This is a genomic window from Dysosmobacter segnis (genome assembly GCF_014297285.1).
Classification (GTDB): domain Bacteria; phylum Bacillota; class Clostridia; order Oscillospirales; family Oscillospiraceae; genus Oscillibacter; species Oscillibacter segnis.
Genome location: NZ_JACOQI010000002.1, coordinates 280,668 through 289,994 on the forward strand (window position 1 = coordinate 280,668; position 9,327 = coordinate 289,994).

Sequence of the window (9,327 nt, forward strand, 5' to 3'; positions counted from 1 at the left end):
AACTTTAAGGAGGATGACAAAATGAGCGCTGCTAATTTCTGCACCATGAGGGACTTCCCTTTGTTCGCCAAGGACTACTATGAGGATGCCAAGCGCTGCCCGGAATGCGGCGCAATCCTGAGCGCAGACGATACGGAATGTGAGTTCTGCGAGTGTAACGAGCTGGAAGACTACCAGTATTATGATGAGTGCGCGGCCTACGACGAGCGCCAGGAGATCGAGGACAAACTGCTGGACTTCAATCGTGGCCTGCTGTTCCATGAAGTTAAGCTCCAAAGCGGATACTATTCTGGTGTCCAATTCTATGTGGAAATCAATCACGATTTAACCGAAGATCAGGATTATTCCAACGATGACTGCCATTACTATTTTGACTGCTGTCGGAGTGTAGCCTATCGGAAGTATGCGTCGGAAGTTCGGAAGATCAACCGGAAGCTGGCCGAGTTTGCCAAGGCATATGGATTCCAGGAATATGTGTGTACTGCCAGATTTTCAAACGGTGAGGCGTGGTATCAGCTTGCCTCTAATCCCCGTGCCCGTTTGAAATCTGTCGTGGCCTGATGACCGCCCGCCGCAGAACGCGGCGGGCTTTTTTATATTAAAAGTTAGCAAATAGCCTTTTGTTTCTGTATTTATAGTGAAGCGATTCCAAACGACATTTTGAAAGGACTTGATTTCGTGAATAATGAGAGCGGCCTGAATGAGAGCGGCCTGAGAACCTATGTGTGCAAGCGAGCCAGGATGTGTAGTTTCCTGCGTGAGAGAGGCTTTGAGCCTTACAAAGTTACCCCTGACCGGGACAATCCTATGTACGATGTTTTTCTTTTCACTGCGTCGCCTGAGCTGTACCAAGCTGTGATGGAATATATCAACACCAGTTCTGAGAGGAGAGATTTGAAATGAAAATTGATTTGACTGATGCTCAGGTTTCCTTGATCATCGACGGGCTGCGTGCTTTGCAGGAAAATGCTGCATATGAAAACAAATGTACCAGCGACTCGGAAATCCACGATAGCAACAACCAAATGGCCGATGAGGTAGACGACCTGTGCGAGTATCTTAACTGTTGCGAAGAGGTTACACCGGAGGTAGCTATCTGTGTCAAGGGCGGTTTGGTGAGTTCAGTTTATGCCAATGCCAATATGGATGTCGATGTATATGATCTGGATGTTTCCGACTTCCCGGACGAAGGGGAACAGGAAGCGGCAGACCAGAAAGAGGCCGAGCTGGATGAGCTGGTCAAGTCTCCCGGCTGGCGTGCTGTTTGGTAAGAAACCATTTTTTATAAGGAGGAACATATGAGCATTACTTATGATGTGTCCAAGCAGAAGGGCAGTTCCCGCTGGTATCCCCACAAGATCGAGACTCCCAAGGTGCCCGCTGGCCCACTGGGAGATAAGAAGCAGGCGCTTCATGCCGCCGCCGAGTTGATGGGGGTGAGCTACCCCGAGTATATGGAGTTGAGGAGGAAGAAAGGATGCGCGTAAACTACACCCCTGAAGAGATCGCAGAGATGCACGACCGTAACGAAAACTTCAACGGAACACGTGCTAACTTTTCCAAGATCAAGCTCTACCAGGCCGTCAAAAGCGACCTGGTGGAGTTTATGAATATGTGCGATGACGTGCGGATGATCGACGGGTATGACCCGAACATGAAAGAGAAGCACGCCATTCTCTGGCTGGACTTCTCCCCTGCCGCTACCCTGAACAAGGAAGAAACGGCAGCTCTTACGGCCATCATGAATAAGGCTGACGGTACAGTGATTTCTGCCGTCGATGGGCACGTTCGCATTTCCTTTGATATCAACGATATTTGGGATAATTAAACAGACGGTTAGCAAAACGCAGTTCTTTTCTGTAAGTATAGTAACCGGAGAAAAAACAAACGAGAACAAAATTTAGGAGGTACGTAAAAATGTCTGCGAATGTTGAGAGTATGTTCTATGCTGGACGCGAGAAGCCCTGGCACGGCCTGGGTACTCAGGTTGAGGAAGCGCCTACCAGTGCCGATGCACTTCGGCTGGCCGGTCTGGATTGGACTGTGCAGCGCAAGCCCATTCAGGTTTGCGGCGGGCGTAAGGTAGACAACTTCTTCGCTAATGTGCGAAGCAGCGACGGTGCAGTGCTGGGCGTGGTCAGTGACCGGTATCAGGTGGTGCAGAACGCGGAGGCATTTGCGTTCACCGACGCTCTGATCGGCGGAGAGGGTCAGGTTCACTATGAGACGGCGGGAAGCCTTATGGGTGGCCGAAAGATTTGGCTACTGGCAAAACTGCCCGATACGGAGATCGTCGGCGATAAGACCGAGCCGTATCTGTGCTTCTCCAACACCCACGACGGCAGCGGCGCTATCCGCGTGTGTATGACGCCTATCCGGGTGGTTTGCAACAACACTCTGAACATCGCACTGAATGGCGCAAAGCGTGCGTGGTCTGTCCGGCATACCGGCGATATTCAGGCCAAGCTCCAGGAGGCGCGGATGTGCCTGGACATGGCGAATAAGTACATGGACAAGCTGGCTGTGTACGCCGACCAGATGGCGAACAAGACCGTCACCGATGAGCAGATCGCCAAAATTCTGGACGAGATGTTCCCGGCCACGGAGGATATGAGCGAGCGTGAAAAGCGGAACGCGACGAAAGCCCGTGAAGAGTACATGATCTGCTACTTTGCGCCGGACATTCTCAAGTTCAAGGGGACTGCCTGGGGCGCACTGAACGCGATGAGCGACATGGTTGGACATACCGCTCCCCGCCGCATGACCTCCAACTACCAGGAGAACAACTGGGCCCGAATCATGGACGGCCATGCCATGATGGACAAGATGGCCTCTCTGCTGGCAGGCGTTGGCGCACGATAAGAACAGAACGAGACGGGATGGAGAAATCTATCCCGTCTTTTTTTTGGTTAGCAAAATTACAGAACGATTTGTAAATACAGTGTGGAGGTGAGTATATGAAACGCATAAGCCAAAAGCGACGGCTGATGGTCATTAAATATCAGAACCAGAGAGATGTTGACCGGCTGGATACCTGTTTGAAAATGTGCTGTTTCCCTCATGTAATTTTCAAAGAGTATGAATTTGTCGGTGGCGGCGCTCTTTGGAAAATCTACATTGATCGTGGGAACCTCACTTGGAAGCAGGTTATGGCCGAGGTCAATAGAGTCCATGCTACCAAATTCGAGTTCATTAACGATGGCTCATATATTCAAGATGGGAGGCTCTATACTCCCTTAGTTATTCAAAAGTGAGGTGTGTTTATGTTACGGCCTGGACGTTACAAATCCGAGCATGATGGCAATGTCTTTCAAGCATATCGGTATGTCATGGAAGTCAAGGAAACCGCGAAGTCCTATATCTTCAAGCTGCTGGAAGTTGAGAACCGATACGCCGACGATCATATCGAAATCATGTTTGGCGGCAAGAAGCGGATTGTTCTTCCCAAGGATAAGCCTTGCCGTCATGCAATGCGAGTGTGGAGTGCCCACGACTTTACGATTTACCCCTTCCAAGCCGGCGTCCCGTTCTACTTCGAGAAGGAGGATGTGGCATGAAAATCCCCAAGTATGTTTATGAGCTGGTGGAGCTGGGGCGGTTACGTCCCGCTCCTTTGGATGAGCAGGCCAATTCGAGTATTGCAGGCCAGGGTGAATATGGATATATGTTCCGAGTCTATCGGAAGAGTAACAGTCAATCCGGCGGAGTGTTTGTTTCCGAGGTGGAACGTATAACAGCCTGGGCGCGACGGGAGTACGCGGAATCCAACATTCATACATACCGCTGGTACACTGATAAAGAGCACCGTAAACCTTACTACAAACGGGATTATGCACTGGTGACGATCACTGATCCAGTTGCACAGCAGCTGGAAAAGTTGATTGCTTTGGTTAGCAAGAAACACTAACGGTCTGTAAATATAGTAAGGAGGTGGTCAATGTGTTTCGAGTTATCATCGCCGGAGGGCGAGACTTTGATGACTACCAGCTTTTGAAAGCGACCATGGATAAACTGCTTTGCAATATTACGGACGAGATCACCGTTGTTTGTGGACAGGCCAAGGGCGCTGATACGCTGGGTGAACAGTATGCCATGGAAAAGGGATACGCCATTGACTATTACCCCGCCCAGTGGAAATTATACGGCAAGCGAGCTGGATACCTACGCAATGAGCAGATGGCACAGAACGCCGACGCTCTGGCCGCATTCTGGAACGGTGAAAGTCGTGGTACCAAGCACATGATCGAGCTTGCCAAGAGGTACGGTTTGAAAGTGCGGGTCAAGCGATATTAAGGAGACAGAGATATGTTAGTCATTAAGAAAATATGCGATTACACAATTCCGATATTTGGGAACAAGAGAGTTCTCCCCTATGCAAAGCTGCTTGTTTCTGATGGTATTACAGAAAAGTTAAGGCCGATCATAGATGATGGCGGAAGACAGTACATCACGTTCAACCGAAAGAGATACTACATCAAGAATGCTGGGAGCCTCTATTCTCCCCACTATGTTTTTGCCGATGAACGGAACCCCTGATTGGATAGCCCGAGTGGAACCGTTAAGATTTGAGTATAAGGAGGTAACAGTATGAAGATTACGGTTGCTGTCATAACCCCACAGGATTACGAAAAATTCAATGCCGTCGGAATGAACGCCGAGGCGTGTCTGGCAGACCGTGTAAAGCTGATATGCCAGGATGACGCCGGACACGTGGCAGAGTCCTTCATGAAACAGGATGAGTTCGACCGGCTGGGGCTGGCCTACATCGAGCAGAACGCAAAGCTGGAGCACTCTGAGGTCTGCGACGAGTGGTTTATGAAGTGTTCTCAAAATTCCTGGTACAACGATCTGGAACGCAATCCTGAGAAAGTCATCAAGGTTATGTTCGTCGGCATCGAAGACGGAACAGGCCGAGAGGTTTACCGGGGCATCGAGACACAGCGTTACTATCTGCGCGAGGTATACGCCAACCAGCGTTTTGCCAAGTGGTATCTGTGCGGCGAGCGCCGGGTACCGGAGGATGGTAGAGAGCCGAGACCTAACTTGATTTTCCAGCTGGGAGATCAGACGGAAAAGGTCGTGTATGATGACTGGAACGGCGTTGCTGCCTACAAGGATCAGTTCAACGAAAACTTCCGAGAAAAGGTTAGCAAATAGTAGTTTCATTCTGAAAATGTAGTGGTCTGGGAGGCTCCACTATAAAAAGCCTCACCCCATAAAGTGAGGTGGCTGATATGGAAATCCTCTTTGGGCTTGTCATCGTGGCCGTGAAGCTGATTTTGGAACACGTGGCCGTGAGGCACGCCAACAAATACTCCGATACCGTTGTTCGTAGATACAACAAAAATGAAAGTGAGGAAGAAAGATGAGTTTGATGGAGAAGTTCTCCGCCGTCGAGATCAAGGCGGACAACAGAATTTCCGAGGATGACAAGGCGTTTTGTCTCCGCCAGCAGGAAGCCTTTGATAAGGCTGGGTCGGCGCTCCAGAAGGTTGCTGAGGCGATGGCCGCAGCCAAGGCAGAGCAGGCTGGAATCCTGACCGCAGACGAAGACTTTATCGACCGGTATGTGGGCGGTGATTGCGACGTAGACGGTGTTTACGACACCATGAAGAAGAGGAACCGCACATTCATTTCAGCTGTCGTCAATTATTTCAGCCGTAAGTACAGTGTTGAGCTGGACGAGCACGAGATTGAGGAGCATCTCATTCCCACCGGCCCGAAGGAGCCGAATTTGCCCTGGGGTGGATACAGAAGCATGAGCGAAGACGAGATTGCCTCTTATCGGCAGGAGCTGGACGCCTATAAGGTCGAAAAGGATAAGTTTGAACAGTCCTTGCGTACTCTCCCTCTCCGGTATGAACAGGTCGTGGATGAGATCTTCGTTCAGCTGGGTGGTTTTTCTTTCCAGGAGAAAGCGATGAATGAATTTCTGTCCCGCACATGGAATTGCTGCCATAGCACATATCGGGACAACGCGGAGGAATTTGAGATCAAGAATGATACGCTCAAATTGACCGGCTACTGGTGCGGGTGCAAAGATGATAGCTGGCGGAGCCATGATGAGTGGGAGTCTACGGGTAGCCTCAAAACTCTCTTAAATGCCCTGGCTTGGTATGAGTGTGGGCGTATGGATGAAGGAAATCTGTGGTTCCCGGAACTCTTCAGATATGGCACTGATCGGAATTTCTTTGAGACTTACAATATGGAGAAGGTTAAGAGTGTCAAGCTCTTCAAGAACGGTAGAGTGGACATCAAGTTCCGCAGTGTCGCCTATGTCCAGGAATTTGTGGAAACCTGTCTACGGAGAAAAGTAGCGTAAGGAATGGAGAAGATCAAAATGACGAAAAAGCAACTGGCGGCATTGAATCGGATTGTGGAGAGGGAGCAAACCCGATACGACGAAACCCAGTCGGAGGCTCTGGCCGGTGTTCATCCCAGCGAGAAGCATTTTGCTGTAACAGATGGAACTATGGTGGTGCTGTTTGCGAAACAGCCCGAGGGAATCCCCGTAGGTGATCGGACGGAAACGTATGATAAGTACGTCCAGGACTATCTCAAGGACGCGAGGGCTTCGTTGGTTGCTTCGCCGCCCACTGTGGATGATTGCAAAAAGATCATCCGTGAGTGGAGGGATATGAAGAATTTGGGGAAGCCCCTCTTCCCGAAGATTACCGTTACCACCGAGGATGAGAACGGCGCTCCTATGACGAGCTATTTCGACGCTTATCGCTATCTGGATATCTTGGAGGCTGTCGGGCCGTATCGTAATATCTATATGGGGAGCAGCGACACAATGCGGACGCCGTACCCGTGCCTGCTGGTGTATAAGCGGTGTGGACGTGACGAGCGAGATAGTGTCAACTGGGACGAGCCGGCATTTCTGCTGCCGTGCCGTCCTTGACAGGAGGAGGATGTTATGAGTTTTGAAGACGCACTTGAAAAGCTCTTGTCTCTGGGCATCTATAAATGTCTCGCAGAACGAGTTTTGAGAACTGTTTGCAAAACAGGAAGAAGCATGGACGTTATGGTAGGGAACGAGAATTATCGTATCAATGCGGTATATTCGGGTGAGAGACGCGAGGATACGAAATTCTGGGGACTTGCTACAAGCAACTATACTTTCGATGTGGGGAGAGTTTGACATGACCAGACGGAAAGTGATTTTCTGGAACGATCTGAATGACAGCTATATCGTTTCCGAGGAATATAACGGCGACAAGGCTGAAATGGAACGCTTCGGCCTTGGAGCCTGCGACCATACTTGGCCTGAGTTTATGGAGGCTATGAGAAGTGTGAGCAACATGGCGGACTTCCTCAAGGTGATCTCCTACATCACTGCCAGTTACCATGCTACTGTCAATGGTGTGCCTCTCCCGGAGCAGGCCAATAACCTGCCTGGGTCACGGCTGAATGTCGCCCATAGCCATAAGGAGCTGTATAACTTAGTTGGCGACATGGATGAGGTGTGGGAGGTCAAGCGGAATATCCCTGGCGCTCATCTGCTGGACGTGTCCACCATCGCTCCCAAGCCCAAGCAGGTCTGGGACGGAAAGGAAGTCATAGATGAGGATGACTTCGACTACGCCACCGCAAAGCCCGGTGACTTTGTGACTCAGGCCGTAGTGGACAATGCAATGGATTGTCTGCCACCTGTTTGTATGAGTGCCCGGTGCTCTCAGATGGGCGAGCCGTACTCCAGCAAGCTGGATGAAAAGACCGGCGAATGGCGGAGCACCTATGCCACCTTCCGTAAGGTCGGTGGAGAGTGGCCGAATGGTATTTGGGAATACTGCGGTCACTGCTTCCGGGGTGAAACGGTGGAACGGGGCAAAGAAATGGATCATATCTAAAATCTTCTCGCTACTATTGAGAGATGAGGTTAGCATCCGTCGTCTCCCGTCTGTAATTAAGACGGGAGACGAAAATTTTGGAGGTGTTAATTTTGAAACGGTTTAAGGTGCAAACCGCAGACGGCCACACTTTGCTGCTCTACTATCCCACCCAAGAGAAAGCTCAGGAGAGCTACCCGGACGCCACAATTACGGAACATACCGACCAATCTCATGTGGGGTACATTGAGCGGATGCTTGCTGCCGCCAACGATTGTAAAACGGCGGAACGCAAGGGTTCTACCGTTTATCTTCTCAGGTTTAACACGTCGGCGGGCATCTGTTTGGCGATGCTTTTCCGAGATATCAGCGACGGAATGTGGTATGACTTGTGCCAGTATCAATTCTGGAAATCCGGGGCACTGGTCGCTCCTATCACTAAGACCCTATCTAATCCGGCTGCGTTTTGTAAACAGTTTCTTTTCCCGAAGTCGGAATACCAAGTGCTTTGTGCTGGCGGCAAGCTCCCAAAGCCGGAAGAAATCAGAGGCGTTAGGAAATTCGCTTCTGTCCCTTTTGAGGGAATATGTCAGTGCCAGCTATTCCTAAAAGGTGACGACTTATATATCAAGCATAACGACTACTTTTCGGAAACGCACTCCACCGGAAAGATTGATCCGCGCACCAACATGGAGGAACGGGTGCTATATATTTGCCACGCATGGCTGAGGATTACCAATTTTGTACCATTGGTAAAACTCCTGAACGACGTGGAAATTTCTGCCACAGTTTGGCCTATGCTTCGGGACTTCCACCAATGGCCGGCAGGTGAATATAACATGGAGTGGAACCGCTTTTTGGAGGGTGTAGCGAGGGCTACAAGAAACTATCTGAGCAAAAAGGAGGCAGGTTATGGAACAGAGAACCTGTAATATCATCATGTGCTGCAAAGGGCATTGCAAACTCGCGGGCGAAAATGCTCCGCCGTTGGAGGCCATCGCTGCATACATGAGCGCTGAGTGCGCTTGTCCGAAGGAAGACTACACCGGAAAGCTGATGGAAATGATTTTGAGAGAGGCGCTGTTTGATTATATGGCGGGCGCGGACAAGCCCGGATATGAGCTGCGCCAGCTTCTTCAGCAATATGCCACACGTGACCCCAATCTTTCGGAGCGTATCTACACCCTATTCCAGTTAGCCCAAGTGAGAGATGATAACAGGTATGTCAATGGGTTTACGGATAAATTGCTCCGGCAAAGTGAGATTGATCTTGGAGCCTCCAGAGACAGTATGCCCTGTCTTTTGGATGAAAAGAAGATCGTCAATTATCCTTGTTCTCGCGCCTGCCCGCTTTTTGAAGACTGCATTACAAAGTGGTATCAGGTAAGAAAAAGAACCTGACCGGTTAGCAATCCCCCTTTTCTTTCTGTAATAGAAGTGAGGGGCGCGGTTCTGAGAGGACTCCGCACAAAAGCCTCTCTCCAGAAAAAGAAAG

Annotated in this window: 19 protein-coding genes; all 19 read left to right on the forward strand. The window is 50.2% G+C overall.

What is annotated here, in order from left to right; all coding sequences use genetic code 11:
• The first annotated feature begins 21 nt into the window (after window positions 1-21).
• The 19 genes from H8Z83_RS03800 (at window position 22) to H8Z83_RS03880 (ending at window position 9,233) form a co-directional block, all read left to right on the forward strand.
• The gene (locus tag H8Z83_RS03800; RefSeq protein ID WP_187013799.1) at window positions 22-561 is read left to right on the forward strand and encodes a hypothetical protein; all 540 of its coding nucleotides are present in this window, start codon (window positions 22-24) and stop codon (window positions 559-561) included.
• 162 nt (window positions 562-723) lie between these two features.
• Window positions 724-903: a DUF5659 domain-containing protein gene (locus tag H8Z83_RS20120; RefSeq protein WP_366463753.1), complete on the forward strand. Its 180-nt coding sequence runs from the start codon at window positions 724-726 to the stop codon at window positions 901-903.
• Window positions 900-1,271, forward strand: a complete 372-nt coding sequence (locus H8Z83_RS03805) for a hypothetical protein (protein WP_187013800.1) — start codon at window positions 900-902, stop codon at window positions 1,269-1,271. Before H8Z83_RS20120 ends, H8Z83_RS03805 begins: the two co-directional genes overlap by 4 nt.
• A 27-nt stretch (window positions 1,272-1,298) precedes the next feature.
• Window positions 1,299-1,487 carry a hypothetical protein gene (locus H8Z83_RS03810; protein ID WP_130849524.1) on the forward strand — a complete coding sequence of 63 codons (189 nt, stop codon included), beginning with the start codon at window positions 1,299-1,301 and terminating at the stop codon, window positions 1,485-1,487.
• Window positions 1,478-1,828 carry a hypothetical protein gene (locus tag H8Z83_RS03815; protein ID WP_187013801.1) on the forward strand — a complete coding sequence of 117 codons (351 nt, stop codon included), beginning with the start codon at window positions 1,478-1,480 and terminating at the stop codon, window positions 1,826-1,828. The genes H8Z83_RS03810 and H8Z83_RS03815 overlap by 10 nt, the downstream gene beginning before the upstream one ends.
• An 89-nt stretch (window positions 1,829-1,917) precedes the next feature.
• A complete protein-coding gene (locus tag H8Z83_RS03820; protein WP_187013802.1) occupies window positions 1,918-2,862 on the forward strand; it encodes a DUF932 domain-containing protein in 945 nt (314 codons plus the stop codon).
• 95 nt (window positions 2,863-2,957) lie between these two features.
• Complete coding sequence (locus tag H8Z83_RS03825; RefSeq protein ID WP_187013803.1) at window positions 2,958-3,254, forward strand: hypothetical protein; 297 nt, start codon at window positions 2,958-2,960, stop codon at window positions 3,252-3,254.
• Between the two features lie 9 nt (window positions 3,255-3,263).
• Window positions 3,264-3,557 (forward strand): hypothetical protein, encoded by a 294-nt coding sequence (locus tag H8Z83_RS03830; RefSeq protein WP_187013804.1) that lies wholly within the window; start codon window positions 3,264-3,266, stop codon window positions 3,555-3,557.
• Window positions 3,554-3,907, forward strand: coding sequence for a hypothetical protein (locus H8Z83_RS03835; protein WP_187013805.1), 354 nt, complete (start codon window positions 3,554-3,556; stop codon window positions 3,905-3,907). Before H8Z83_RS03830 ends, H8Z83_RS03835 begins: the two co-directional genes overlap by 4 nt.
• A 32-nt stretch (window positions 3,908-3,939) precedes the next feature.
• Window positions 3,940-4,293 carry a DUF2493 domain-containing protein gene (locus H8Z83_RS03840; RefSeq protein WP_130849518.1) on the forward strand — a complete coding sequence of 118 codons (354 nt, stop codon included), beginning with the start codon at window positions 3,940-3,942 and terminating at the stop codon, window positions 4,291-4,293.
• A gap of 12 nt (window positions 4,294-4,305) precedes the next feature.
• Window positions 4,306-4,536, forward strand: coding sequence for a hypothetical protein (locus tag H8Z83_RS03845; protein WP_130849517.1), 231 nt, complete (start codon window positions 4,306-4,308; stop codon window positions 4,534-4,536).
• Window positions 4,537-4,587: 51 nt separating this feature from the next.
• Window positions 4,588-5,157, forward strand: coding sequence for a hypothetical protein (locus tag H8Z83_RS03850; protein ID WP_187013806.1), 570 nt, complete (start codon window positions 4,588-4,590; stop codon window positions 5,155-5,157).
• Between the two features lie 77 nt (window positions 5,158-5,234).
• Window positions 5,235-5,369, forward strand: a complete 135-nt coding sequence (locus tag H8Z83_RS19850) for a hypothetical protein (RefSeq protein ID WP_256435289.1) — start codon at window positions 5,235-5,237, stop codon at window positions 5,367-5,369.
• Entirely contained in the window at window positions 5,366-6,322 is a 957-nt protein-coding gene (locus H8Z83_RS03855) for a hypothetical protein (protein WP_187013807.1), read from the forward strand. Before H8Z83_RS19850 ends, H8Z83_RS03855 begins: the two co-directional genes overlap by 4 nt.
• Before the next feature lie 18 nt (window positions 6,323-6,340).
• The gene (locus H8Z83_RS03860; protein ID WP_187013808.1) at window positions 6,341-6,904 is read left to right on the forward strand and encodes a hypothetical protein; all 564 of its coding nucleotides are present in this window, start codon (window positions 6,341-6,343) and stop codon (window positions 6,902-6,904) included.
• Window positions 6,905-6,919: 15 nt separating this feature from the next.
• On the forward strand, window positions 6,920-7,144 hold the full coding sequence (locus H8Z83_RS03865) for a hypothetical protein (RefSeq protein WP_187013809.1): 225 nt from the start codon (window positions 6,920-6,922) through the stop codon (window positions 7,142-7,144).
• A gap of 1 nt (window position 7,145) precedes the next feature.
• On the forward strand, window positions 7,146-7,853 hold the full coding sequence (locus tag H8Z83_RS19495) for a hypothetical protein (RefSeq protein ID WP_243184712.1): 708 nt from the start codon (window positions 7,146-7,148) through the stop codon (window positions 7,851-7,853).
• Window positions 7,854-7,945: 92 nt separating this feature from the next.
• Window positions 7,946-8,764, forward strand: a complete 819-nt coding sequence (locus H8Z83_RS03875; RefSeq protein WP_187013810.1) for a hypothetical protein — start codon at window positions 7,946-7,948, stop codon at window positions 8,762-8,764.
• Window positions 8,745-9,233 (forward strand): hypothetical protein, encoded by a 489-nt coding sequence (locus tag H8Z83_RS03880; RefSeq protein ID WP_187013811.1) that lies wholly within the window; start codon window positions 8,745-8,747, stop codon window positions 9,231-9,233. The genes H8Z83_RS03875 and H8Z83_RS03880 overlap by 20 nt, the downstream gene beginning before the upstream one ends.
• The last annotated feature ends 94 nt before the right edge of the window (window positions 9,234-9,327 follow it).

Bases quoted from the DNA above. Each gene is read 5' to 3' on its own strand.
- H8Z83_RS03800 (WP_187013799.1), top strand. From the start codon at position 22: ATGAGCGCTGCTAATTTCTGCACCATGAGGGACTTCCCTTTGTTCGCC.
- H8Z83_RS03815 (WP_187013801.1), top strand. From the start codon at position 1,478: ATGCGCGTAAACTACACCCCTGAAGAGATCGCAGAGATGCACGACCGT.
- H8Z83_RS03810 (WP_130849524.1), top strand. From the start codon at position 1,299: ATGAGCATTACTTATGATGTGTCCAAGCAGAAGGGCAGTTCCCGCTGG.
- H8Z83_RS19850 (WP_256435289.1), top strand. From the start codon at position 5,235: ATGGAAATCCTCTTTGGGCTTGTCATCGTGGCCGTGAAGCTGATTTTG.
- H8Z83_RS19495 (WP_243184712.1), top strand. From the start codon at position 7,146: ATGACCAGACGGAAAGTGATTTTCTGGAACGATCTGAATGACAGCTAT.
- H8Z83_RS03855 (WP_187013807.1), top strand. From the start codon at position 5,366: ATGAGTTTGATGGAGAAGTTCTCCGCCGTCGAGATCAAGGCGGACAAC.
- H8Z83_RS03805 (WP_187013800.1), top strand. From the start codon at position 900: ATGAAAATTGATTTGACTGATGCTCAGGTTTCCTTGATCATCGACGGG.
- H8Z83_RS03845 (WP_130849517.1), top strand. From the start codon at position 4,306: ATGTTAGTCATTAAGAAAATATGCGATTACACAATTCCGATATTTGGG.
- H8Z83_RS03835 (WP_187013805.1), top strand. From the start codon at position 3,554: ATGAAAATCCCCAAGTATGTTTATGAGCTGGTGGAGCTGGGGCGGTTA.
- H8Z83_RS03825 (WP_187013803.1), top strand. From the start codon at position 2,958: ATGAAACGCATAAGCCAAAAGCGACGGCTGATGGTCATTAAATATCAG.
- H8Z83_RS03830 (WP_187013804.1), top strand. From the start codon at position 3,264: ATGTTACGGCCTGGACGTTACAAATCCGAGCATGATGGCAATGTCTTT.
- H8Z83_RS03880 (WP_187013811.1), top strand. From the start codon at position 8,745: ATGGAACAGAGAACCTGTAATATCATCATGTGCTGCAAAGGGCATTGC.
- H8Z83_RS03820 (WP_187013802.1), top strand. From the start codon at position 1,918: ATGTCTGCGAATGTTGAGAGTATGTTCTATGCTGGACGCGAGAAGCCC.
- H8Z83_RS03850 (WP_187013806.1), top strand. From the start codon at position 4,588: ATGAAGATTACGGTTGCTGTCATAACCCCACAGGATTACGAAAAATTC.
- H8Z83_RS03865 (WP_187013809.1), top strand. From the start codon at position 6,920: ATGAGTTTTGAAGACGCACTTGAAAAGCTCTTGTCTCTGGGCATCTAT.
- H8Z83_RS03860 (WP_187013808.1), top strand. From the start codon at position 6,341: ATGACGAAAAAGCAACTGGCGGCATTGAATCGGATTGTGGAGAGGGAG.